Raw genomic sequence first — 24023 nt, forward strand, 5'->3', positions numbered from 1 at the left:
AGTGAGCTCTTCTTAGTGTTGAATCTCAATAAGCTAGAATATTAGGTGCGCCTTGTCAATGAATGGGCCGGGTCATCAGGGGAGGATATTGCGAAGTCTGTCGTATCCGAGGCTCACCAACATTCGCAGAGCCTCGCTCTCAGAGCTTAGGTTCATGCGGGCTTGTACCCGACGAATGGCCTCATAGCTGCGGCCGTCGAGCTGCAGGGGCTGCTGGGGTCGAGGGGCTGGAGCCTGTTGTTGGGGTGGAGGAAAGCTCCCTTCGGTCAGGTAGGGGTCCTCATCATAGAAATAAGCCCGGTAGGCCGGTGAGGGCTCGCTGTAGTTTCCGGGTTGGGGATAGGCGACCTGGGCTACCGGTGGCGGCTGAGGGGCCGGGTTTTGTGGGGGAGCCATCTGAGGAGCTGGAGCCGGTTGGGATATGCGAGCAGCTTCCACGGGCGGAGCCGTTGGCGTCTGTTGCTGTGGAGGCCGAGTTGTCCGCGGCGGAGCCTGCTGAGCCTGTGGTGCTTGCTGACTGCGAGGCGCTGGCTGTTGTTGTACCGGAGCCTGCGGTGCTTGTTGTTGGGCCTTTTTGCCGTCATCAAACTCAAGCATCCCTTTGGAAAGATCGGCCAAAGTTTTTTTAAAATCTTGGGTGGATCTTGGCGCCTCAGTTTCCAGATCAGTTTTAAAAACATCCAAGCCGTGGCGAACGGCATGAAGATACAAACTTACCAAAGCATCTGGGTTCTTCGCCCGATCTTTGATTTCCTGGGGTTGACTGCGGAGCCACAAAAAAGCCTGTGACAAAGTCTCCCGGGTGTAAGCCTGTGGTGCTGTTTTAATATCTGTCATGGAGCCGAGCACACTAAGGCATCTTTTGGGTTCTATCAAATGGAAAAATAACTGGTTAAAATCACGAGGAAAAATACCCCGATAATATTATCTATTGGTTCTTGACAAGGGCAGGACGGGTAGCCCTGCCCCGTGAAGAGGCTGTTTTACTCAGCGTAATCTTTGGCCACAATCCCGTATTTTTCAATTTTCCGTAACAGGGTTTTCTTGGGAATATTGGCGTGGAGCGCCGTCTGGTTGATCCGGCCTTTAAATGTTTTCAGGGCCTTGATGATAAACTCTTTTTCGAAGGCTTCTTTGTGACGATTGAAATCCAGAGTATCCCCAGAAATAGTCACAATGTCTTCGCTGTCGCTATCGGCTTCGTCTATGGCGCCGTTGCCGTTGCCGTTGCCGTTGCCGTTTCCACCGGCCGCCATCGGCGCAAGGATTTCAATCTGGTGAGAGTCCAAATCAATCCCTGTGGCGCGCAAGAAGGGCTCAGGGAAAGAGTGAATGGTCAGTTGATTGGACTCCTCAAGAATAAAGGCGTGCTCAATCACATTCTCCAATTCTCGGATATTTCCGGGCCAGTTGTACTTCTTAAGTGCCGCCATCGCTGAGGGTGTTGTGCCAATGATCTTTTTGCCATGAGCCTGATTGAACTTTTTGACGAAGGTATTGACTAGGTGATCAATGTCCTCGCTTCTCTCCGCCAGTGACGGCAGAAAGATGGGCATGACATTCAGACGGTAGTAAAGGTCCTCGCGAAAGGTTCCTTTTTTAATCATGTCCTCAAGGGGACGGTTGGTCGCAGCAATAATCCGCACGTTAGTCTCAATCTCCCGGTTGGCGCCCACGGGTGTGAACATCTTCTCCTGGAGCACCCGCAGGAGTTTAACCTGCATCAATATGGGCATATCACCCACTTCGTCCAGAAAGACGGTGCCGCCTTCGGCGTATTGAAACTTTCCAATTTTGCGTTGATCCGCACCGGTAAAGGCCCCCTTTTCGTGACCAAAGAGCTCACTCTCAAATAGGTTTTCCGGAATGGCCGAACAGTTGAGGGCCACAAACTTGCCCTCTTTGTTGCCACTATTGTGGTGAATCGCCCGCGCCACCAGTTCTTTACCAGTTCCCGAAGCTCCGCGAATCAAAACCGGAGTGTCCACTTTGGAGAGGCGGTTAATGATATTGTAGACCTTCTGCATTTGAGCCGTATTGCCGATGATCTTGCGTCCGGATTCATGAAGAATGGGGGCGCTCGCCGCCACATCCGAAATCAGGTTGTGGGCCATACTGGCCTTTTCCACCATGCTGACCAACTCTTCCCCTTTGACGGGCTTGGAAACATAATTGTAAGCCCCATCACGAACCGCTTGAACCGCGTCATCAATAGTCGCATAGGCAGTCATGATAATCACAATAATCGAGGGGTCGTGTTCCTTAATTGCCTTCAAAGCCTCAAGGCCCGACATGCGAGGCATGTCCACATCAAGAAGAACGGCATTGTAGCGGGTTTCCTTGACCTTCTCGACGGCGTTCATTCCGTCAAAGGCCTCGTCCACCTCAAATTTGCCGGCGGCTTGCAGTGTGGACTTCACGGATAGGCGCAACCCGGAGTCATCATCTACAACCAAAATTTTAAACATGACCTTCTCCTTTAATGTGACAGTGACATAAGCTCGCTATTTTCTAAATCCATTGGCAGTTCAACTGTAAAGGTTGAACCCTTCCCAAGCTGACTTTCAACTGAAATCCGTCCGCGATGCAGTTCAACAAAGTATCGCGACAAATAGAGACCAAGTCCCGATCCCTTGACCGGCGAGTTCTTAACTGCATAGCTGCGGTAAAACTTCTCAAACACATTGGGCAGATCCTCAGGAGGAATTCCAATCCCCTGGTCCGCTACCTGAACAACAATACGGCCGTTGATTTCCTCGGTGCTGACCAAAATCTTTGAGTCCTCAGGGCTGTACTTGATGGCATTCTCCACAAGATTCGTAAACACTTGGCGCACAAGGTCCTCATCCAGCTTGATGCTGAACATGGGTTCAAACTCAGAAATAATCTTAATGTTCTTCTTGGCTGCCAGGTACTCACTTTTCTGGATAATCTCAGCCAGCAGAGTGTTCACGTCTTTACTGTGAAGCTCCAGCTTGATCTCTTTAGACTCAATACGGCCAAGGCTGAGAATAGAACCAATAAAATCCGACAACTCTTCACTGGACTTGTGAATGCGGTCCAGAGCTTCCTTCTGCCCCGAGCTCAAGGGGTTGTTGTCAGACTTCACCATGTCCGTCATCCCCTGGATCCGCGCCAGAGGAGTCTTCAAATCATGGGACATCATGCGCAGAAAGTTGCTCTTGAGCTCTTCCACCTGGGTGAGCAGACGGTTGCGCTGATAGTACTCCCAACTGCGCCGGTTCTCCATGATGAGGCGGTAAGGAATAAAAAAGTAATAACAAATAAAGATGGCCAACAGCGGGTGGGCCATGCCGATCCAAAAAGAAAACAACACAAACGACAAATAACAAACCAGAGAAAAGGAAATCATGGTGGCAATTAGAATGCCCAAGCCACGAGCTGGGCGCACAGTCAGCACCACATAAACAGTCAAAATGGAAATAAGGGCTGTCAGCAGCAGATCCAACCAGCGGTTGGCCTTTATGGGCGCCGAATTTAGAATCAATGTGTCGGTCATGTTGGCGTGCATTTCCAGAGTGCTCATGGCGACGATCTCTCGGGAGAAGGGTGTACGGATGTAATCCGAGGAAGACATCACGGTATCAGCGCCAATAAAGACGATCTTGTCCCTAAACGTATCCGGCTGGAACTTGCCCTGAAGAATATCGACAAAGGAAAGAGGTTTGTAGGTATTGGAAGGCCTGAAATCGATATAGGCCTGATAAGTGCCGAGGAACTCAAAAAGCCCACTGTACAGCTTCTGCGCTTTGGCCTCATCGTGGCTAAGCCCGTTGTAGCTACTGGCCAGGACAGCATGAAGGCTGGGTGAGTTATGATAAGAAAAAATCAAACGCCTGGTCACATCATCTTTGGCGAAAATCTTTTGGTCCGAAGTTTTAGGACCAGGCATGACGGTGAGGTTTTCCAGTGGAGGATCGAGCCTGAGCTGATCTTCCTGTCCTTTGATGGGCAGGCGGTTGGCAGCGACAAAGAACTGATTCAAAGTTTGCGCTGACTCACCAAGAAGCCGCATTTCCTCGTAGGTGCCATCAATTTCGTTGGGTGGATTGACGTAGACCACGGCCCGGGGGTGTACCGCTGCCAGGCGATTTAACAGGTGAACGTGATCCATCGCATTTGGATCACGTTTGAGGGCTTCGACCGTCGCTGGATCAATGGCGATGGTCACGATGTGGCCCGAGGTAGGAGTCATGGGCTTACTCTGCACCCGAAGGTCGTAGGTCCATGACTCCAGATAATCGAGATCAAACTGGCACAACAGCACGGCAATGCCGAGCGCAAGGGTGATCCGCAATATACGAATCAACCACTCTTTATGCTTTTGTGCCAATCTAAATAGCTTCAATCAACTTCCTCTTTTCAGGTTCCCAGCGGGATACAACCCGGATTAGGACCACTTTTGATGACGGATGATTTGTCAGAGCCGTCGCTGTTTGCGCCTTTACCCTTGGTGTCTTCACCAGACTTGGCGTTTAACTTCTTTATGTGCTTCATAGGACCCCCTACTTTGCTGAGACTTGGTTAACTCCATTGCTAAATACTGAACACTCAGGGCCGCTAACCCCCGAATGCGATCACAAAAGTAATGATCCCGCAGGTTGGTCTGGCCGGTCTTGGTGCGAAAGACCGAGGCACAACCGCCCCCACAGAGATTTTTGGCCCAGCAGGTCTGGCAGTCGTGCCGGGCGGTTAAGGCTTCAGACCACTCCTGGCGCTTGGATTCATCCAGGCGGTCACCTTGTCCTAGTTTTTCTTTCTCGTCACCCGAAAACCAATTGCAGGCGTAAAGACCTCCACTGGTATCGGCGTGAATAAAGCTCTTTCCGGCGCCACAGAAATTCTCGACCGGATGGCCACTATCTAAGGCGCGAAGGAATCTGCCAAAGGGCTGAATGCGAGCCAGGCCATTGATGCCATCGGCGCGGAAGACCCGTTCGGCCAAAACCGCCATTTCCCGCAGGTAAATGGGCGAGGCCTTGTGGTCATCATCACCGGCTGCAAAGCCAAAATTGTAGAGATCAAAATCAAACTGGCGCAAATAAGAATAGGTTCCCAAAATATCCAGGTGATGGGAGCCCATCACCGCATTCACATGCAGGGAGCGCAGTCCCTGCCGTACGCGTAAAAGCTCTTTCAGGCCTCTCAGCACTTCAGGAGACGAAGCTCCACCCTTGCGTGTGGGGCGGAGACGATCCTGCACTTTGGGATCACCATCGAGGCTCAAGGTCACCTGGTAATTTTGTTCGGCCAAAAAGTCAGCCACAGCCGTACTGACGCGCGTACCATTGGTGACCAGGGAGAATTGAATCTCCACGCCTTGGGCGCTGGCAAGTTCAGTTGCTCTTTGGGCAATCTTCTTCATCTCATCGGCGTAAAGCAGAGGTTCGCCGCCCACAAACTGCAGGCGAAACACATCGCCCCTGCTCAGTCGCGTAATAAAAAAGCGTAGCTGTTTTTCTACAATGTCCAAATCAGCGCGCGCTTTGCCGGAACCATAGGTGCCATCACCATCGGCTCCGCAGTAGGTGCAACGTAGGTCACAGACCTGAGCCAGGTTCAAAGAGAATTCGCGAATGGTGTGGGTTGTTGGGTTGGTCTGAGAAGCGAGAGGGCCGGTCTCTTGACTCCAGCGCTTCAGCTCCAGGTGAGCTGTGGTTTCCCACTGATCGGAAGCGTTCATGGCTTCCCAAGCTTCTTCGTCCAAAGTGGCGATCTCCAGGTTTTGGGTGTTAAATCCCATCACCTGGCCGGTGGGCCCTCTAAAGGCTACAATGTCTTGGTAACGCCGTAAGTTCACGTGAGTCCCCTGGTTCGGTCCCAACAGAGAGCAATTATTCTGCCAGAGTCAAAAGGTGACCAGATTCCTTCAGATCGAAATGATTAGGGTTTTAGGCCACCAGTCTCATGGGTGAGCCCCTTAACTGGCGCCATTTTTTACCTACCCAGGGACGAAAAGTGTCAAAATGACACCATCCTTAAGTGTCGGTACCTGGCGTGGTTTCCGCAGACTTGGTGAAGATCAAAACGATGGAGCGATAGCCCTCAGCGCTGTTGGCCGGGTTTTCGATCAGAAAGCGAATCTCGCCGTTACCCGAAGAACGGATAAAAACCCGATAGCCCTTTTCCGGAGTGTTGGCCTGTCCCACATAGGCGTTAGATGTCACATCAAGAAAGGTCGTATCCAAAGCTAATAGGGGTTGGGCCGCTGTTGCCGGTGGCCCCTCATGAACGAGGATATTGCCGACGTCGCCACTGGGGACTTCCATATTGTAGTAGAAGGTCTGATTGAATTTGAGTTGGTAGTCACCTTCTTTGGTCAATTCGAACGGGATCACGGCAGCCGCGGATAGGGGGCTGGGGCTACCATGAGATTTGTTGTTAGCCAAAAACACTTCGCGCTCAAGACCGGGTTTTGCCGGGTCACCCACCATTTTCACTTTGGCGGAAAGCAATGCGCGGTAGGAATTTGAGGTATGAATGATGGTGCTCACCACTCGCGACAAGCTGTAAGTGCCGACAGGAATATCCTTGATGTGAATCTGGGGAATGGAGGAGCTGTTGAGATCGGCAATGATCTCGTCGATTTGTTTATCAGCAGAGTTGTCGGCTCCAGCAAGATTGGTCATCGCAGTGGCGGCAGGATCAGTAGTCACTCCAGCAGTGGGGCTGGTGGCGACGGGTTGAGTGCCGGTTGCTCCCGCAGGCGTTGTTGTCGCACCAGCTGCTGCCGGTTGCGGAGTTTGCTTTTGCCCCTGGGGAGTAGTTTTGTTCATTAGGCCGCGACCCTTGCGGATGCGCGCCTTCTTGTCGTTGCCAGAGGGGGCACAACCCACCATCAGAGTTGTGGCCAAAAAGCAGGTCAAAATTAGGGCAATCGCCATCAGATTTTTCATCAACAAAGTCCTCCGCTGAAGGCACTACCTTACAAAGCCAATGCCGACATCTCGGGCTCGAATCCCCTCTCAGATCGGATATAACGATAGGAGGCCGGTCTCCGGAGTCAGAAAGCTTACAGGCTTCCGCAAATTGGCACGAGGGAGGGGGGTAGCTGAGGCCGGTGGCGGTAACCCGTGGTCTGTAACCAGTGATCCGTAAACGTTTCCGTGAGTGTGTCCGTTTACCGTGCCGGTTTCGGTATCCGTACCGTGATCCGTTTTCGTTTGTGGCAGTGGTTGGCCCACTATTCTCTGTAACCAGTGATCCGTAACCCGTAAACGTTGTCGTGACAGTTTTCGTAGCCGTTAAAGGTTTTCTCCTTTGTTACGTTCGTTGTCCTCCCTTCGGGTAAAGACCAACTCACTTCACAACGGAGACTTAAATGATAAAACATGTACCCAGTACCCAGTACCCAGTACCCGGACGCGGGCACGAACACGGAAACAGACACTGATACGGCCACAGCCACGGCCACGGCCACGGAAACGTTTACGGGTTACGGGTTACTGGCAACAGGTTACGCAAACGGGAATTCTGCCTTGCCGACCACCTTGGCACATCTATCTATAAACTGACTTCTGCCACCTAGCCGGGCAAGGGGCCGGAAAGATGTTGTGCTTGGTGATGTCCCGAGCAAAGCAGAGTCAGGTTTTCTAGGTGGTCACCTCCTCCAAGGGCAATGGGTTTCAGATGATGAATCTCCAGAAATTTAGTTTCCCGACATCGCTCACCCTGGTGGTTGACATGGCTACATTGACCCGCAAATTTCAGCATCACTCGGTGCTTTGTGGCGGCCGGTACGGGTCTTCGTTTAGATTTTGCCTTTTTCGTCATGGACCTGGCCTGAATTTGCGTGTTGCGGTTCAACTTATACGGTCCCTCAGAAACCGCAGAGGTTCTAGTCTTGCCATCTCTTTGGTCTTTCTTCGGCCCTTCAGTTGACGCAGTCATTTCGGGAACTCTCCTTAAGGAGAGTTCAGGAGCGGTTTGGGCTATTGAGGGCTCGATGGATGTTTGGGCCACTGAGGGTTCGGTTGATCTTTGGTCCTCGTGGCCTGCCACAGAGGCCGCTTGAATCTCAATCGCGATTTGGGTTTTTTCATCCAATCTCTTTTGGCAGAGCTTTCCGCGAATAATTTGCCGTTCCGCTTTCTTCAGTGGATCATGCTTTGCCAAAAACAAATCGACCATGGATTCCAAGGTTGCTTCCAAGTTGGCTGGCTTTTGGGCCTTCTGACTCATGAGGTCCTGAGCCCGGCGAATTTTAATCATCAGTGTTTCTGAGATTCCGACTTGGAGTTGCACCCGAACAGCTGTCGGTTGTTGCTGGATGGCCACCTTTTCCTGGATCTCATTTTGCGGGTGGACATAGGTCATCTTCCCCTTGCGAGCCTCCTGAGGGTTTACCTTTGCCACTTCCCGCTCCACTTTGGATTGGGTTGAGGTTTTGGCTAATTCAAGCCATTGGGTTTTGTTTTCATTGGTGATCACCGAAGTGATTCGTTTGGCCTTTGAAACCGTAAGTCTGCCCTGTTTAATTTCTTCCTTCAGTTCGGGAACCTCGCGAGATTTACGAGTCACAGCAATCAGAGCATAGACCACGCCGTCCGAGAGCCCCAGGCATTGGACCCCATATTGAAAAAGAGAGTTGTAACCATAGCGAAGGTAAACCCGGTTTTGCTCTACTTGGTCTAATATGTTGATGAGGTCAATTTCAGCCGTTTTATATCTGGCCGAGGCTTGCAGGGCTTCCCGATGAATTTTACGAACATTTTGAGGCAGGTGATCTTCGAAAGGACTATGGGTCTGCAAGAATATTCCCCCTGGAAAGGACTAGGAGATTTATAGCACAGGTTTTTCGACCTGCTTTCCAGGGTCGAGCCTAACGCAGATCAAATCGCCTGGGAGTCGCACCAGGAAAGGCATTGTGGGGTTCGAGATGAGAATGAGAGGAAAAAATCAAAACCGCGAATAAAAGTGAATGTTGGGCGTTTTACGAAGACAAAAAATGCGTCAATACCAATGTTTAAAATATTTTTGAGAAGATCTGAATTGTTTTCGTTAGCCAAGAGCCGTAACCGGCGATCGGTAAACCGTAAAGAGTAACCAGTATCGTTTCCGTGAGCGTGTCCAGTTGCACACCGCTTGCGGTGTGTCTCAATGCGGTTCATTACAAACTGTACCTCTGATAAACCGATGCATTACTCTTGGAGGTATGCTTAAATGTTAACTTAAATAGTTTATCGGTGTTATTGAGACCCTGTGTAAATTCATTTTGAGAATCCGTGGAGTAGGAGTAATGGCGGCTCGGTTATCAGCTTTTTTCATCGTGACGGTTCTTGGCTTTTCTGCCACTGGAACCGAGGGTTCGTCGAAAGTTCCGAACGGGGAGGTTGGTCAAAAAAAGGACTGCATACCGGTTACTATAAGATCGGCTCCGCCAAACTATAACCCCTATAGTGAAACGAAGCCGTCATCTAATGAGTCATGTCTGCCAGTTTTTCCTTCTGCCGTGAGTGAGATTGCGCAATTAGATCCCTCCTCTGTTAGAGTCACTTTGAAAAGATCGGTCAAAAGCCAGCACCTGGTCTTTCCGAAGGGAAGCATTATTGAGTTTATTGGCGATAAATTCTCTTCAGTAAAGCTGGGAAGCCCTCTTGCCTATAGGGGTTTGAAGATTTCGCAGGGCCACACTTCTATGCTGTATTCCAGGGGAGAGATTAAGACCGCGGTTCTTGACGAGCCAACGATGACCAAGGACCTGGTTGAGATTCCTAAAGGGGCCTTGGTTGTGCTAGATCAATCAGGGAAAGTCCTACATGCTTTTAAAGTTAGTGACCCAGTGCCAACTCATTTGTATGGCCCCAGACGGTCTCGTCTCGACGTAAGCGATCTAAAGAAGTCTTTCTTAAGGATTGAGCGAGAATACTCAGCGGGAGAGGGCCGACCCCCTGAAGGTCAACACCACGTAGACATCGGTGGTAGCTATGGCTATACAGGAGGCCTTGTTGTCACGACGATCGGCCCGAAAGGAATCGGTTGGGCGATCCATCATGGCGTGGGATACCGGTGTTTTGAACTCATAGTGTCCGAAACATGTTACGAGGTCTCCAGGTATTTGCCCGTTGGTGGAAACACTGAGGGTGCTCTCTTTGCGACGGAGGGAGTATTCGGCAGAACATCGATAAAACCTTACAAGCCTTCTGGTGCCTACAGGTACTCGTCGGAAAAGGGTGCAAAACTCTACCATTTATACGGTACATATGGGACCAGTTTTGCAAGCCTAATAAAGCGAACCCCGCTTTCATCACTCAATGCGGATGCTGTCGCGAAAATCCGAGAAGGGGGCGAAGTTCACACCCTGAAATATGCCTACGGAGCCCTTCTAATCAAGGATGTGTATCTGGAAAACGGTCTTGCAGTTTTGGATTCGTTTCAGGCTGACGGGTTTCAGGCCTACTTTGTCAGCCAATCTAATGGGGAGAAGTGCGGAATCCATCAGGGGTTGCTCATCGGCAAGGGCGAGGAATGGTATTTCATTAATTCAACTAATTCCTACCCCTGTATGTGCTAGGATTTTGTGCCAGGTTCCGAATATGCGTCTACCTGCGTAGATTTGGCTAAGCATAGCTTGGCCATATCTGCGCAGGTAGACGCAGATTCACTACGTTCACCGGAGAACAGTTAGATGACGAGTAAGAAGCTAGTAGAGGGTGGTTTATCAGTTTTTCTTTTAATGTTTGGGCTGCCTTCTTTTTCAATGGGGGAATCGTTTTTAGGTCCATGTGATGGAGCCAAGTTAAAAAAGGAAAAGTCTAGCTGGGGGATGGAATGCCAGCATTGTACACCATGGATGTCTGACGGAGTACCACGTTGTATCCCTAACTTCCTGCCTGGTGACATTCTTGACCTATCGGGAATTTTTGGTTCCGATAGTATTAGATTTACCTTGGCAAGGCCGGTTGACAAGTATGGTATAAAGTGGCCCAAAGGATCAACGTTCACTACTTCAGGCATGGATGCCGAAATCATTTCCGTTGATTTCCCAGAAGAGCAGAGAATAAAGGGGGTTCCCGGTAAGAGATTTGAGTTCTCAAACTTCGGTAAGGTTCATCTCGAATCAGTCAAAATTACCGGTGATTTCTCCTCTGGCGGATATACCTGGCCTGGAGGCAGTGTGCTCGGTTTTGCTCCACCAGTGGGCCATGAGGATCAGAAGCTCTGGTATGTAGAGTTGAAGCAGGATTTGGTCTTGGATGGAAAAGAGTATCCTAAGAATTCGTTTGTTTGGTTTAATGTAAAGGGAAAGGTAGACCTTTCTGCTCCGATGCCACGGCCACTACAGTAGGTATGGACGCACTTTTGAGCCACGGGGTCACTCTACCCCATCTATAAACTGGTCCTCGCTACTTAGGGGGCTCGACCTTTCCTAGGGTCTTGAGCAGACAGTAAATAATACAAAAAAAATAGTATTTCTAGCTATTTATATGGTGTATTGACATTATATATTTAGATGTTATCATAGTGGATATGAAGAAGTTATTGGAAGAGATTTTCACTGAGTTGGATAGGTTCATCGATGGTGAGAACGAGCGCCGTCGGTCTGATGGTGGGGTTGCGCTACCTAAAGTGGAGATTGTGATTCTGGGTCAGGCGAGCTTGTTTCTGGATGATCAGGTGTCGGCCAAGTTGAATCTTGCTCAGACATTTGATCTGGATGCACTGGTTCGATCTGAGCATCTAGTAAAGAAAAAACTGAATGATCTTTTGCGAAGTCATAGGCTCGAACTTGAGATCGAGCCGGAGAAGATTTGGATTCCGCCTAATTCAAGGTTTAACCTGTTTTTGGATTTGCCGGATACTCGGGTCACCTTTCAGGACCCCATTTTCACTTTGGTGAGCAAAGCAATTAAGGCACCTGAAAAGAATCGGTTTTTGATCGAAGAAGCACTTGGAAATGTGGATGGATTGGAGGAGGCCATTGTCAAATATGGTGGTGATCCGGAGGAATTCAAATCATGAAGTTGAAAGAAAGACAGAGAGATTCCAGATTCTTGAAGACCATGGGGTTTCTTGTCGCCAAAAATCTTTTGAAGACCAATCGGGAGGACATTCAGCCAAGGGCTCGGGTGAAATTGGCCATCAAAGATGTGCTTTGGGCGGGCAATAATGTTGAACCTCGAATCCTTGAAGTGCTCCCAGCAGCCTTGATTCACTTTCCGAAGACCTTCAAAGGGCTGGATCAGCTCCCTAAGGAATTATCCAGCATTGTCGAGCAAATCAGAAGACAGCAGACCGATGGGCCCGATTACAAGGGGCTCAAGTACAGGGATATGTATCGGTGGGCCAATTTTGATCTACCAGATAAAAGAACTCGACCGGTCAAAGACAAGAGGGTGACCAAGTCTTTTAGGCTTCACCCAGATGCATACAAAAAGTTGAAGGAAAAAGCGGAGGAAGCCGACCAGACGATGACCAGTTATTTGGAGGGCCTGATATTAGCGTGAGTTAGGTGCCAGGTTCCGAATATGCGTCTACCTGCGTAGATATGGCCAAGCTATCCTGAGACAAATCTACTTCAAGCAATCAGAGGGAACGTAAATGGATTTGCGGCGGCGGAAGCCGCGGGTCCAGTCGGTGTCAACACCTTCGAGCCAAATGCGGGTGCCCTTGGCGAGAGTGCCAATGCGAGGGCTCATGGGGTTGGGGTGGCGATAGACGGGACACTTGTTGCTGATGATGCGATAGCCGGCAGAGAAGGCAGCGGGACCACGTTTAGTGGGAAGCTTTTTAGGAATGGCTTTGGGCTTAGGCTGCAGATCATCGGGAATATCACCAGAAGATAAAACCATGCCCTGAAGTTGTTCGCCCGAAAACTCCTCATTGGCAAAAGCGCAAATTGAGATGAGACTGGCCAGCACCAGACCGATAAGTCGCACACTCATATGCTTACCTATCGGTGTATCAAACCGGGGGCCTTAGGTACCAAGTACCTTTTCCGGGCCTAAGGGCCCGGAAAAGGTACTTGGTACCTATCAAAGTCCGGGTTGTTCGCCTTCCCGAAAGACCAGTTCAAATTCGCTGATGGGCAGGTCTTCAGGTTTAGCAAGGTGAGAGTTGTACTCCTCAACCGAATAGGGAAAGACCACCGTTCCTTCGGGCCAATCGAAGTCTCGCTTGGGCCAACGGGGAGCCACCTTGTTCATGTAATCAGCCCAAATGGGAACCGCACCCGAGGCGCCAGTTAATCCATGGGAAGTGTTGTCGTCATAACCGATCCAAACCACAGTGAGAACATCGGGAGTGAAACCACCAAACCAGGCGTCTCTGGAATCACTAGTGGTGCCGGTTTTTCCTGCCGCCGGAAAATGGAATCCGCGGTAGGCGAGAGAGCGAGCCGTTCCTGCCAATACGGTTTGCTTCATCATGCCGACAAGGACGGCGACATTCTCTCGTGCAAAAGCCTGTTCCACTTGCGGCTCAACTGCGTAGATGACTTTGCCAGCGAGGTCCTCCACCCGGCGAAGCATGGAGAGAGTCACATGAGATCCCATACGCGCCAAAGTCGAATAGCTTTCGGCCACTTCCATTGGAAAGAGTTCGAAAGAGCCCAAAGTGAGTGAAGGTAGAGGTTTGATTTCTGATTTAATGCCGGCTCGCTTGGCCACATCAATAATCGCCTCAAGGCCGACGTCGAGACCTAGGCGAGCCGTGGCCGCATTGATGGAGTTTTTAAGCCCCGTCATAAGTGGGATGGTACCCATAAATTCTTTTTCGTAATTCACCGGCGACCAACTCTGCCCCTCATACTTGTGAGTAAAGTTGGCGTCCTCTATAGGTGTGAGAGGATTGTAAGAGTCGCCTTCCGGAGTGCGAGATTCAAGGGCTGTTAAGTACACAAATGGTTTCATGATCGAGCCCACCTGCCGGTGACCATCGATGGCGCGATTGTACTGGGTGCGCTTAAAGCTGCGACCGCCAACTAAGGCAATGATCTCGCCACTTGCCACATCCACAGAAATCAAAGAGGCCTGAAGATCTTTGCCCTGGGCTTTTTTATCGAGCAAAGATTTGAAACCATTTTCCAGTTTGTCGAGCTGGCTGGCCACTGAAACCTGTGCAGCTTCTTGAGCGGTCACATCGAGCGTGGTGTAAAGTTTAAGCCCGTTAGCCGTATCGATACCGAGTTTTTCGATTTCTCTTTCCACAGCTTGAACAAAGTAAGGTGCAGGTTCAGTGAGTAGGCGTGGTGGTCGGTCAGGGAGTGGTGTGGCCAAAGCAGCTTCTGCTTGGTGTTTGGTCACCATGTTGAGTTCAAGCATTCGGTTAATGACTTTTTCTCGCCGTTTGGTGGCGTTTTCCCTTTTGGTAAATGGGTTGAAGCGGCCGGGGCTGTTCACAATTGAGGCCAGTAGGGCGCACTGAGGGAGATCCAAATTTTCCAGTGGTTGGCGAAAATAATGTTGAGCTGCGGCTCCAAAGCCTACGACCTGGAAAGGGCCGTTTTGTCCCATGTAAATGGCGTTCAGGTAATTCTGCAGAATTTTATCTTTTTCGATCCGCGCCTCCAGCAGTAGGGCCATCATCATTTCGGTGATTTTACGTTTGAGGGTCTTTTTGCTGGTCAGGAAGTAAACTTTGACGAGCTGTTGAGTGATGGTGGAGCCCCCTTGAGCATAGCGGCCCTTGGTAACGTTTTTCACCAATGCCCGAAACAATCCGGCGGCACTCACGCCGTGGTGAACCAGAAAGTCACTGTCTTCAATGGCGGTGACGGCCTGCAAGCAGTAAAGAGGGATTTCACTGATTTGCAGAACCCGGCGCAATATCGGCTTTTCGCCGTAAAACTGGGCAAACAGGTGGGGCTTTAGTTCAATAATCTTTTGTGCTACTAGGGGTTGTCCCGCGTAAAGAGCGGCGACTTTGTCTTCGTCGCTAAAGCCAACGAGCAAAAGTCGGGCATGGTCGGCCCCGTCCTCGTTAAAATAAAACGTGACACAGGCGCTCACTTCTTCGGCCAACTCCTCAGAGAGATGGGCTTGGCATTGTTCTCTGTCCCAACGGGTAAAGTCGCCCTCCAGAAGCTTCTGGTGGGCCGCCCTCTCTCGCAAGCCCATTTGCTGAAGCTGGGTGGTGAATTGTTGGGCTGAAAGGGCCTGCCCGATGCGCAGTCGACTCGGGGCCGAATAGATTTCAATCGGAGGGAGAAACCAGTCTCCGGCAATACGTTCCTGAATGTCCCTGTCCAACTTAAAGGCCCAGCCGGCAATCAGTACAACTACAAGCGTCAGCAAGATGAGGGCGAACAAGAGAACTTTTTTAAGGCGTGGCGGTAATTTCATGGCGTTTTTCCTGAAGAACTTCTCATTGACAATAGGTCGGGGTGTCCGTTTAGTCAAAGGCATGAAAATGACAGACAAACAAATGAGTCGATTGGCAAAGGTGATCCTGAAAAAGCTCGAAGAGCAGAAGCAGATCACCTATAAGGAAAACGAGGACAAGGTTCTCAGCCGGGCAGTGGAAATCATCCGCGCCGACTTTGAACGGGAGCGGGGTTTGGATGAAGAGGTCAACAAGATGATGGATGACCTGGAGAGACAAAACCCTGGATCCTTCCAAAGGTTTAAAATGTTCCCACTGCTGAAAAAGCGGTTGGCCAAGGAGAAAGGAATTATTCTGTGATTTTATCAGAAGAGCGCCAATCCCACCTGGCCCATATCGTGGTGGACGGCCTGTGGAATGATGATCTCGTTGATTACGAAGATGATGAAATGGCTATGCGCTTTGCTAAGCAGGCAGTGGTGGCCTTTGTCGCCGAATGTGAAAGCATCGATGCTTTTGCCCGGGAAAAGGTGGCAAGCCTCAAGCGTGGTGTGACTGAAGGCAGCCCAGAGTGGGATGTCATGTATGGAAAATACTTTGAAGAGGAGATGGTTCGTCGTGGCAACAAGTAAGAAGAAAAAGAAAGTCGCCAAAAAAAAACCGGCGGCAAAAAAGCCTGCCAAGAAAGCCGGAAAGAAACCGGCAAAAAAAGTAGCCAGGAAATCAGCGGCGAAAAAGCCCGCTAAAAAAGCCGCAAAGAAGGCAGCAAAGAAACCAGCGAAGAAGGCTGCAACTAAGAAAGCGGCAAAAAAGCCGGCCCAAAAGGCAGCGAAAACACCGGTAAAAAAGACTGGGAAGAAGCCGGCGAAAGCGGCGGCTAAGAAAACGGTGAAAAAATCGGGCAAAGTGACTAAGACCACTAAAACGGCCACACCAGTGAGTAAAAACCTACGTCCTATGGCGATGCCAACAAAAGCGGCAAAAAAGCCCTTGGTGAAATGGGACGATTTTTTCTCGCCTTTGGATGATCGCCTTTTGGTACAGGTCACCGGTGATTCAGATCGCACCGCCGGTGGACTCTACATTCCTGAGACGGTGGAAGATAAACCGCAAATGGGAACTGTGGTTGCCATTGGGCGAGGTCACCAAAACCGCAAAGGCAAAGTTCGCCCCATGGATGTGAAGGTGGGCGATCGGGTGTTGTTTCCCAAGTTTTCTGGAATGACCTTTGAGATGAATGGAGTCACAGTGCTCGTGCTTCGAGAAGGCGATCTGTTGGGAGTGAAAAACTCTTAATGGACAAAGGTCCAGTGTTCATTTCTCTGGGTGTGCTTTGTGCTGAAAAACTAAGCACACCCGATGTCAAAAACCTATTGTATTGTAATGTATGGCAAGGCAGCCTTTTGTTTGACTGAAGTCACCGGAATGTTAGTCTGGTGGCGTTTGCGCGTGAGGTTAAGATGAAACGCAAAGCGCTTTTTGCATCCGTGCTATTGGTAGCCCTCAGTGGCTTGTTCCTGATGAAAGCTGAAGCGGCAGATCTGGATTGGACAGGGATCTACCGCATTGAAGGCTATCACATTGTTAACTCAGAAGTTTCTGGTGACGATAGAGAAAAAGACTATGGTCTTCATCATCTTGTCTTGAAGCCCAAGATTGTCGCCGGTGATGGCCTGACTATTTATGGTCGCTTTGATCTGTTTAATTCATCTGATGTGGCCTTGGCCAATTCGCAAATGGGTCAGGTCTTTGGTAGCGGCATCGGTGGAGCAGCAACTAATGCCAACGATTCCGATGCGCTCGCGCAGAGGCAAAAATCCGAGAACCTGGAAGTGACTCAACTATATATGACGTATGTCCAGGAACATGGGGCCTTCATCGCTGGCCGTGCTCCTCTGCATTTTGGTTTGGGCGCCACTTACAACGCCGGTGAAGGCTTGTGGGATCACTGGTTTGATACTCGTGATCTGGTTGGCTACAAAATGATGTTCGGCAACCTTTATCTATTACCGATGATGGCCAAGATTGATGAAGATGCCTTGAACCGGGCGGATGATGTTACTGAGTACATGATTCAGCTTCAGTATGAAAATCCTGAAACTGATTTGGAAATGGGTATCTTTTATTCCACTCGTAAGGCCAACGATTCAGGTAACGATGCTCCAAAGGGAACGGCTCCTGGTGAGCCCTTTGGTGGTGCCTCCGGTGCTCGTCGCAAGCTCGATTTGCAGACCACGAGCCTATACGCCATTCGCGATCGGCAAAACATGCGCATCGGTGTTGAAGCCTCTATTCAAGGTGGAAAAACCGGTGTTGAGACCGCAGCCGGTGGCAACACTTCCATGTCCGGATTTGGCGTAGCAGTGGAATTTGAATATCGTCCTGAATCTTCGAAATCTCGCTATGGATTTTTGGCTGGAATTGCCAGCGGTGATGATCCCACCACCGACGACAAGTTTGAGGGTTTTATCTTCGATAAAAACTACGATGTGGCCTTCTTGATGTTTAATCATCCTCTCGGACAAGCTGACTTTCTGCGCACTTCTCTGGCTGGTAGTGGCGCAGGCACCGTGCCGATCTCCGGCGCAGATACTGAGGCCATTAGTAACGTGATCTATTTTGCACCCTACTTGAAGTACGCGTGGAAAGACAATTGGGAGGTGAATTCCACTCTGATTGCTGGATTTCTCAACCAAGACCCCATTCTTGGAGTCGATGTTGATAAAGATCTGGGCTATGAACTAGACGTGGAATTGAGTTATTCTCCTAAAAAAGGAGTGGTTTGGTCTACAGAGATGGGACTTCTCATGCCTGGAAAGGCGTTTGAAGGGGGAGGTTCCTTCGATGCAGAATTTGGATATGGGTTATCGACGAAAGCCGCCATCAGCTTCTAGTATGCATCTCGAATGCATCTTCGTCCGGCAGCTTAGAAACACAACGTGAAAACATCATCTAGATTGGTGGTAGCAAGGCCCAGGGGGTAAAACCCCTGGGTTTTTTTATGGGTTCTTGGTCGCCATGAACTCACTAATGATTCGCGCCATCTCTTCGCTCAGGAGCCGATTTCCTTCGGCATTGATGTGACAGCAGTTGTCGATATAGATGTCCTGGGTTTCATTGGCAAAGACTTGGGCGAGGTCAAAAACTGGCAGCCCCTGCTCGCGAAGCTGACGCCCTCTTTCGATCATTTTGGCGTAGACCGGTCCAAAAAGGCTGCGATGGCCGGCAAAAATATTGGCCTTTTCCCATTCGCTAAAGGGTTTAGTGTTTGCTAGGTACTGATTGGGTTGCAGAAACACAAAAAGGGGAGCGTTCCGCGTCTCGGCAATTTGGTGTTGCATGGTCACATATCTCTCCCAGGGGCGAATCATCTCATCAGCCATGTCGATACCGTATTGTTTGAGATCTGGATGGGCTCGGCGATAAGTCTGGCGAAAAGAGTCTTCCAGTTTGTAGTACAGAGGTTGAGCCACTTTGGGAACAGTGACCACTAGAAGAGAAATTAATGGGCTGTTTTGTAGACTGGCAAAGGAAAGATATCCAAAGTGGAGATCGTGAATCAATCTCACGAGGACTTGCCCACTGAGAATCTGCCACCGTCCCGGTCCCGATCTATAGAAATCACGGAATGTAGTGAGTGGGTATTCGTAAGGAAAAGGGCCGCCGAGAGAGAAGTCAGAAGTCTCATTTACGCCTTCGATGTTAATGACAAGATCTAAGTTTTCGCCATAGAGGGAGTAAAGAAGAAACTGCTGAGGCTGCTTGTAGCCGCCATGTCCAAGGTTGAAGGCTCGAACTTTTTTTCCATGGGTAAAATCCAAGCCACTGAGTCTTTTCTCCAGCAACTGCATGGCATCGCGGTCTCGGCCATACATAAAGGCCAGACTTCCTCCAAAAACACCTACCCAGTATTCATCGGCTGGTTTTTCTTTGCTGATCTCAGGCAGTCCTGGGGCTTCATACTGGCTCTTAAACCCCAGGTAGGGATGGGGTTTCCAATCGTAGGAGAAGAACACAAAGGCGGCGGTACTCTCGTGCCTTTTGATTAGCTCCAGATACTTAAAGGGTGGGGCGCCAAGAAATATCCACAGGACGAGCAGAGCGAGGGCTTCGCAAATGACATAGGCCACTGCCATTCCACCGAGAAAATAGAAAATTGATTTCAAGCTTTTCACTCAGCTCTCTTCCTCAGCATGGGCGAAAATGAAAACAAAAATTCGCCGTGGTAGCCTTCGGCTTGTTGCACGGTGACACATCCATACGGACTTACAGCCTGGAAGCCATCTCCGTGCTGCCCAACCGATGGGAATGGGGGATAATGCCCCTATGGCATCGACGAGCAACCGCCGGAATCAGAATAGGAAGTGGCCCCAGAGTGTGACAATGACTTTTTTGTTATTGATGGCACTCTGTGAGATGGCATCTGCCTCCCAAGCCCCATCCACTGTGGCTGAGCAATTCGGTGCCGGTCGAGCTGGGCGCAAATCCTGGGCTCATTTCCAGACCTACGCCCCACAAAATAGGGAGTACTTCCTCGATATAGGTTCCATGTGGGAGAACCGCAATATGTATTGGGTCGGCGGCTTGATGGGTTTTCACCTGGGCCGCTGCGTGTTCTCCAAGAGCCAAACCTGCCAGCAGTTTTTTGATGGCGTTATCGGCATCGCCGGCTCTGATGGTTTGACGACAGGTGTGGCTCTCGCCGGTCTCCGCTGGCAGTTTGTGAATTTCCCTGACGCATTTTCTCCTTCCGTGAGTATTTATGCGGGTCTTGAAAATTTTCATGACAGTATTCGCAATAAGGAAGCTTTCACCTACGGCCTTGGCTATGGGCTGACAACAGCCGTCCATGAGCGGATGGATCTCAAGTTTGAAGTTCGGGTGGGATACGGCCACGACGAAGCCATTTGGAGCCAGGCTTTTGTGTCTCTGGGTCTCAAGTTAGACAAGTGGGTAGACTACTTCGCTGAGAAACTAAAGGGCCTGGGCGAGGGAACCGCCGAAGTCACGGGTAAAGCCATCAAAAAGACCTTCGAGACCTCCGTTGACGTCGTCGACACCGTCGTTACCCAGCCAATCAAAAAGGCAGTCGAGACCACTGGTGAAGCTCTTGGCGTCAAAGAAAAGCAAGAGAACAAAGACAAACCCGAGGAGGAGGAGAGCTCCGAGCCTCCGGCGGCGAGTGAGTCTCCCTGAAAGCACTGGCCTACTTACATGTTAACCCGCAGAACTGTGGCTGAATATTTAAGTAGGCAAGTTTGAAAAAAAAAGCCAGCCCTGGGTGGGCAGGGCCGGCTGGAGGGGTACGTATGAAGCAATTGGGTCTGTATGAGTATCTTTAGTGTCTAAAAATCAATTCTGTCTCAATCCTGCACCTGTAACCCGCTGATTGATCTGCGGGATCGTCAGGCCGTTGGTACGTCCGCCTTGGTTGACGTAAGGGTTGACGGTCAAGTACTGCTGCCAGTTTTGTGGAGCTGTGACTTGAGCACCAAACCACTGATCACGGTTGTAGAATACGTCTGCTGTATTTCCTCTTAACAATCGATTATTCACATTCAAAGTTCCAGGCAAAGCCGGGCCCAGTCCGCTGCCGCTGAATCCGGGAAGGTTAGTGGCGCTTGGATTCGTCACAATCGCCTGGAGATTTCGATCCAGAGCCTCTTGCCAGTAGCTAAACTCAGTGGCCGCATCAGGGTTAAAAGCCACACCATAGGAATCCATCTGATAGCGTTGGTTGAGCATAGTGAGTTTACCTAAAGACATTTGCTTAATCATGGGGTTGGTGGTCGTCATAAAGGTCCGCATCTCAGTGGTGTATTGATCCAAGTAAGCAGCGCCGGCCCGCATGGCTCTAAGTTGAGCGTTGATGGAGCGGGAGTAACCAGAAGTGCCCATGGCTTTAAGCAGAGCCTCTCCACGCTTGCGCTCTAGGGGATCACTGCTAGACAAGTAGGCGCGAATCTCACCGGCAATGTCGGCGAACTCTAGATCCAGCTCTTCACCGGAGCGGTTGCCAAGTTTGCGGGCGCGGCAAGAGAGGGCCTCATAGCCACTAATAGTATCGCCCTCTTCGTTGCGTTTACAGGCAGCGATTTCCTTTTCTTTCTTTTCTTCCAAAGCCGCCTCGCGAGCTTCTTCTTCCTGTCTTTTCTTTTCAGCCTTTGCCTCGTCAATGCGTTTACCGGTGGCGGTGTCGATTTCAGGGTCGTACTTTTCTTGGATTCGAGCCAAGACCGCTTCAATATTGGTTTTGTTGTTAAAGTCAGCCTCTGACATACCAAGGTCTTTGGCGCGGATCAGACCGGGTGAATTAATACGACAGTTTAAGCCATAGCAGCCTTCAAGGCGGGCCGACCATTTGTAGGCGGTTTCAGTTTTGCCTTCAGGATCGACATTGCCCCACACGTCAGTGCGAGTTTGTGTGACCTGGGTGATATTGGCTTTCCATTTATGACTATCTCCACTGGGTGCCGAAACATTGCGGTCATAACTATAGGAGTTAGCCGTTTCAGAGGCCAAGTCCGTATTGCTTCCTGGCTCCGATACAAAGTCGTGAAACCAGGACATGTTCAAGCCGAGCAGCATGAACAACAATAGTTTTAGCCCTAGGTTTTTCTTGAGCCGGGCTTTCATACATATCTCCTCTCGTAACCGAGAATCCATCCACTGGATCCACCAGTGTCACTAGAACCTAATCCAAATTCCCTTCCAAATTGGCACGACTGGTAACTACATGAAATCAGAGTATTTTTGATGATTCGCAAAACTAAGCCTGGTTTTCTCAAGTGTTGCTCTGGTGACAGAGGCTTTTCAAGCATTCGCTAAAAGCCCCTTATTTCAAGCCCCTAGCTTTGACCAAAATCCTAACAGGGGGGTGTGCCGCAAATGCGGAGCTGATAGGTAAGAACGTGAAATGGTTGGGGAAAGCATTGAGGGGAGAGGCTTTCCAGGCTATGAACACGGGCACTGAGGATGGCCTTTCATGCTGACATTTGCTCCCACAACTCCATTTGCCCACGTGAGCCCAGAGGACTGGCTCGATCCCCAATGGCAGATGAAAAACTGCCTGGAGTCCAAAGAGGACTTTGCCGCCCACTTTACTTTGTCAGCGGAAGAAGAGCTGGCCTTTGCCCAGCTCCATGAACTCTTCCGCATCCGCGTGACCCCCTACTACGCCAGTCTGGTCAATCCAAGCGACCCTTTGGACCCCATCAGGCGGATTCTAATGCCTCATTCTTTGGAGTTGGATTCTGGTCCTTATATATTAGAGGACCCTTTGGGGGAGAGGCGCCACCGTCCGGTCGAGAGGATCGTTCACCGTTACCCGGATCGGGTTTTGTTTTTGGTCACCGACTTCTGTAGTGTCTACTGCCGCTATTGCACACGAAAGCACTTTACGGGTCAGGACCAGGTATTTCCCAAGCGCGAGGAATATGTGCAGGCCTTGGAGTATATCAAGTCTCACTCCTCGATCCGGGAAGTGATCTTAAGTGGCGGAGACCCCTTGACCTTGTCGGACTCGCGCCTAGATCAGGTTCTTTCCGATCTTCGCCAGATTCCCCATGTGGAGATCATACGTATTGGTTCGCGTATTCCTGTTGTGAATCCTATGCGCATCACGGAAGAATTGGTTCAAATCATTCGACGGTCATCCCCGGTATTTTTTCTCGTTCACTTTAATCATCCCCGCGAGCTGACGGCCGAGGCTGCCCAGGCCCTGGGTTTACTGGTGGATCACGGTATTCCGGTCATGAATCAAATGGTTCTTTTGAATGGCGTAAACAATCATCCAGCCATTGTGCAGGCTCTGTCCCGAAGGCTTTTATATTTGCGCGTGAAGCCCTATTACATGTTTCAATGCGATCCCTCTGAAGGTACCCGCCACTTGCAAACTTCGGTGGAGCAATCAGAAGACATTCAACGCGAACTGTGGGGGCGGCTTTCCGGTTTGGCTCTCCCCAATCTTTCGTTAGACATCCCCGGGGGTGGGGGAAAAGTCAGTTTGGTTCCCGACTTTGAGGTGGGGAGGCAGGGAGTCACGCGTACTTACAGGGGATGGGATGGATTTGGGTCGGAGTACGTAAGTCCGGATTTGCAGGAGATGTTGACCCCTTCGGACGTGGATCAGTACATTGCTGAATGGAACACCATTCGTCACGCCCCCTATGGATTACCGAAAAACAGGAGATCGCCCCATGATGCTGAATCAGCAAATTCACGATCTAAAGGACAAAGTCCTCTCGAGTGTTGAAACCTATTGGGGTTTTGTTCCCCCAAACATCAAAGACACTTTAAAGCTGACGGCCTTCACTCTATGGAAGGTGCCGATGATTGCCTTTTTGTCGCCGCGTGTTCTGTGGTCTTCGGACGACAAAATGGAAATTAAAATTCCATTGAACTATCGAAGTAAAAACCATTTGGGCTCCATGTACTTTGGTGCATTGGCCGTGGGAGCCGACCTAGTGGTGGGAACACTCGCCTTGAAACACATGGAAAGCTTTGACGAAAATATCCAGCTGATCTTTAAAGACTTCAAGGCCGAGTATCTCAAGCGCGCTGAAGGCGATGTTCATTTTATTTGCGACAAGGGCGCTGAAATTGAAGAGTTGGTTCGCCAGGCCGCCGAAGGGGACGAAAGGGTTCATCTGCCGGTTGAGGCCTACGCCACGGTTCCGTCCATTTCAGACGAAGTAGTAGCCAAGTTTGTTCTCACTCTGTCGCTGAAGAAAAAGTAAACG

Annotated in this window: 21 protein-coding genes; 11 read left to right on the plus strand and 10 right to left on the minus strand. The window is 50.2% G+C overall.

The window, feature by feature from the left end; all coding sequences use genetic code 11:
* Nucleotides 1-75: 75 nt before the first annotated feature.
* The 6 genes from H6624_19265 to H6624_19290 all read right to left on the minus strand — a co-directional run bounded on the left by H6624_19265 (nt 76) and on the right by H6624_19290 (nt 8772).
* A complete protein-coding gene (locus tag H6624_19265) occupies nt 76-837 on the minus strand; it encodes a hypothetical protein (protein ID MCB9086489.1) in 762 nt (253 codons plus the stop codon).
* Between the two features lie 146 nt (nt 838-983).
* Nucleotides 984-2468 carry a sigma-54-dependent Fis family transcriptional regulator gene (locus H6624_19270; GenBank protein ID MCB9086490.1) on the minus strand — a complete coding sequence of 495 codons (1485 nt, stop codon included), beginning with the start codon at nt 2466-2468 and terminating at the stop codon, nt 984-986.
* Between the two features lie 11 nt (nt 2469-2479).
* Nucleotides 2480-4312, minus strand: a complete 1833-nt coding sequence (locus H6624_19275) for a CHASE2 domain-containing protein (GenBank protein ID MCB9086491.1) — start codon at nt 4310-4312, stop codon at nt 2480-2482.
* Nucleotides 4313-4480: 168 nt separating this feature from the next.
* Nucleotides 4481-5821, minus strand: coding sequence for a radical SAM protein (locus tag H6624_19280; protein ID MCB9086492.1), 1341 nt, complete (start codon nt 5819-5821; stop codon nt 4481-4483).
* A gap of 178 nt (nt 5822-5999) precedes the next feature.
* Nucleotides 6000-6917: a hypothetical protein gene (locus H6624_19285; GenBank protein MCB9086493.1), complete on the minus strand. Its 918-nt coding sequence runs from the start codon at nt 6915-6917 to the stop codon at nt 6000-6002.
* Nucleotides 6918-7545: 628 nt separating this feature from the next.
* Entirely contained in the window at nt 7546-8772 is a 1227-nt protein-coding gene (locus H6624_19290) for an HNH endonuclease (GenBank protein ID MCB9086494.1), read from the minus strand.
* Between the two features lie 463 nt (nt 8773-9235).
* Here H6624_19290 and H6624_19295 point away from each other — a divergent pair, with 463 nt between their 5' ends.
* From H6624_19295 to H6624_19310, 4 genes are all read left to right on the plus strand, one after another.
* The gene (locus tag H6624_19295; protein ID MCB9086495.1) at nt 9236-10534 is read left to right on the plus strand and encodes a hypothetical protein; all 1299 of its coding nucleotides are present in this window, start codon (nt 9236-9238) and stop codon (nt 10532-10534) included.
* Between the two features lie 114 nt (nt 10535-10648).
* Complete coding sequence (locus tag H6624_19300; GenBank protein MCB9086496.1) at nt 10649-11308, plus strand: hypothetical protein; 660 nt, start codon at nt 10649-10651, stop codon at nt 11306-11308.
* A gap of 182 nt (nt 11309-11490) precedes the next feature.
* A complete protein-coding gene (locus H6624_19305) occupies nt 11491-11982 on the plus strand; it encodes a hypothetical protein (protein MCB9086497.1) in 492 nt (163 codons plus the stop codon).
* Nucleotides 11979-12467 (plus strand): hypothetical protein, encoded by a 489-nt coding sequence (locus H6624_19310; protein MCB9086498.1) that lies wholly within the window; start codon nt 11979-11981, stop codon nt 12465-12467. The genes H6624_19305 and H6624_19310 overlap by 4 nt, the downstream gene beginning before the upstream one ends.
* 66 nt (nt 12468-12533) lie before the next feature.
* Here H6624_19310 and H6624_19315 read toward each other — a convergent pair whose 3' ends face one another.
* Nucleotides 12534-12905 carry a hypothetical protein gene (locus tag H6624_19315; protein ID MCB9086499.1) on the minus strand — a complete coding sequence of 124 codons (372 nt, stop codon included), beginning with the start codon at nt 12903-12905 and terminating at the stop codon, nt 12534-12536.
* A gap of 90 nt (nt 12906-12995) precedes the next feature.
* A complete protein-coding gene (locus H6624_19320; protein ID MCB9086500.1) occupies nt 12996-15302 on the minus strand; it encodes a transglycosylase domain-containing protein in 2307 nt (768 codons plus the stop codon).
* Between H6624_19320 and H6624_19325 the strand changes: the two genes are divergently transcribed.
* The 4 genes from H6624_19325 to H6624_19340 all read left to right on the plus strand — a co-directional run bounded on the left by H6624_19325 (nt 15301) and on the right by H6624_19340 (nt 18176).
* Nucleotides 15301-15642: a DUF507 family protein gene (locus tag H6624_19325; GenBank protein MCB9086501.1), complete on the plus strand. Its 342-nt coding sequence runs from the start codon at nt 15301-15303 to the stop codon at nt 15640-15642. The genes H6624_19320 and H6624_19325 overlap by 2 nt on opposite strands.
* A complete protein-coding gene (locus H6624_19330; GenBank protein ID MCB9086502.1) occupies nt 15639-15914 on the plus strand; it encodes a DUF507 family protein in 276 nt (91 codons plus the stop codon). The genes H6624_19325 and H6624_19330 overlap by 4 nt, the downstream gene beginning before the upstream one ends.
* Nucleotides 15868-16578: a co-chaperone GroES gene (locus H6624_19335; protein ID MCB9086503.1), complete on the plus strand. Its 711-nt coding sequence runs from the start codon at nt 15868-15870 to the stop codon at nt 16576-16578. The genes H6624_19330 and H6624_19335 overlap by 47 nt, the downstream gene beginning before the upstream one ends.
* A gap of 164 nt (nt 16579-16742) precedes the next feature.
* Nucleotides 16743-18176: a hypothetical protein gene (locus H6624_19340; protein ID MCB9086504.1), complete on the plus strand. Its 1434-nt coding sequence runs from the start codon at nt 16743-16745 to the stop codon at nt 18174-18176.
* A 105-nt stretch (nt 18177-18281) separates the two neighbouring features.
* On the opposite strand, the gene H6624_19345 is transcribed toward H6624_19340, so the two are convergent.
* Nucleotides 18282-19457, minus strand: coding sequence for a hypothetical protein (locus H6624_19345; protein MCB9086505.1), 1176 nt, complete (start codon nt 19455-19457; stop codon nt 18282-18284).
* A 208-nt stretch (nt 19458-19665) separates the two neighbouring features.
* Between H6624_19345 and H6624_19350 the strand changes: the two genes are divergently transcribed.
* Nucleotides 19666-20478 carry a hypothetical protein gene (locus tag H6624_19350; GenBank protein MCB9086506.1) on the plus strand — a complete coding sequence of 271 codons (813 nt, stop codon included), beginning with the start codon at nt 19666-19668 and terminating at the stop codon, nt 20476-20478.
* 156 nt (nt 20479-20634) lie between these two features.
* Here H6624_19350 and H6624_19355 read toward each other — a convergent pair whose 3' ends face one another.
* Nucleotides 20635-21918 carry a hypothetical protein gene (locus tag H6624_19355; protein MCB9086507.1) on the minus strand — a complete coding sequence of 428 codons (1284 nt, stop codon included), beginning with the start codon at nt 21916-21918 and terminating at the stop codon, nt 20635-20637.
* Nucleotides 21919-22267: 349 nt separating this feature from the next.
* On the opposite strand from H6624_19355, the gene H6624_19360 reads away from it, so the two are divergent.
* Together H6624_19360 and H6624_19365 are read left to right on the plus strand one after the other, a co-directional pair.
* On the plus strand, nt 22268-23536 hold the full coding sequence (locus H6624_19360; protein ID MCB9086508.1) for a KamA family radical SAM protein: 1269 nt from the start codon (nt 22268-22270) through the stop codon (nt 23534-23536).
* Nucleotides 23484-24020, plus strand: a complete 537-nt coding sequence (locus tag H6624_19365) for a DUF4442 domain-containing protein (GenBank protein MCB9086509.1) — start codon at nt 23484-23486, stop codon at nt 24018-24020. The genes H6624_19360 and H6624_19365 overlap by 53 nt, the downstream gene beginning before the upstream one ends.
* The last annotated feature ends 3 nt before the right edge of the window (nt 24021-24023 follow it).

Source organism: Pseudobdellovibrionaceae bacterium (assembly GCA_020635075.1).
Taxonomy (GTDB): Bacteria; Bdellovibrionota; Bdellovibrionia; order Bdellovibrionales; family UBA1609; genus JADZEO01.

What these genes read in the sequence shown, in the direction of transcription:
- H6624_19350 (MCB9086506.1), top strand. Translation starts at nt 19,666, where the DNA reads ATGACTTTTTTGTTATTGATGGCACTCTGTGAGATGGCATCTGCCTCC.
- H6624_19355 (MCB9086507.1), bottom strand. Translation starts at nt 21,918, where the DNA reads ATGAAAGCCCGGCTCAAGAAAAACCTAGGGCTAAAACTATTGTTGTTC.
- H6624_19320 (MCB9086500.1), bottom strand. Translation starts at nt 15,302, where the DNA reads ATGAAATTACCGCCACGCCTTAAAAAAGTTCTCTTGTTCGCCCTCATC.
- H6624_19300 (MCB9086496.1), top strand. Translation starts at nt 10,649, where the DNA reads ATGACGAGTAAGAAGCTAGTAGAGGGTGGTTTATCAGTTTTTCTTTTA.
- H6624_19285 (MCB9086493.1), bottom strand. Translation starts at nt 6,917, where the DNA reads ATGAAAAATCTGATGGCGATTGCCCTAATTTTGACCTGCTTTTTGGCC.
- H6624_19360 (MCB9086508.1), top strand. Translation starts at nt 22,268, where the DNA reads ATGCTGACATTTGCTCCCACAACTCCATTTGCCCACGTGAGCCCAGAG.
- H6624_19315 (MCB9086499.1), bottom strand. Translation starts at nt 12,905, where the DNA reads ATGAGTGTGCGACTTATCGGTCTGGTGCTGGCCAGTCTCATCTCAATT.
- H6624_19365 (MCB9086509.1), top strand. Translation starts at nt 23,484, where the DNA reads ATGCTGAATCAGCAAATTCACGATCTAAAGGACAAAGTCCTCTCGAGT.
- H6624_19305 (MCB9086497.1), top strand. Translation starts at nt 11,491, where the DNA reads ATGAAGAAGTTATTGGAAGAGATTTTCACTGAGTTGGATAGGTTCATC.
- H6624_19335 (MCB9086503.1), top strand. Translation starts at nt 15,868, where the DNA reads ATGGAAAATACTTTGAAGAGGAGATGGTTCGTCGTGGCAACAAGTAAG.
- H6624_19265 (MCB9086489.1), bottom strand. Translation starts at nt 837, where the DNA reads ATGACAGATATTAAAACAGCACCACAGGCTTACACCCGGGAGACTTTG.
- H6624_19310 (MCB9086498.1), top strand. Translation starts at nt 11,979, where the DNA reads ATGAAGTTGAAAGAAAGACAGAGAGATTCCAGATTCTTGAAGACCATG.
- H6624_19325 (MCB9086501.1), top strand. Translation starts at nt 15,301, where the DNA reads ATGGCGTTTTTCCTGAAGAACTTCTCATTGACAATAGGTCGGGGTGTC.
- H6624_19340 (MCB9086504.1), top strand. Translation starts at nt 16,743, where the DNA reads ATGAAACGCAAAGCGCTTTTTGCATCCGTGCTATTGGTAGCCCTCAGT.
- H6624_19270 (MCB9086490.1), bottom strand. Translation starts at nt 2,468, where the DNA reads ATGTTTAAAATTTTGGTTGTAGATGATGACTCCGGGTTGCGCCTATCC.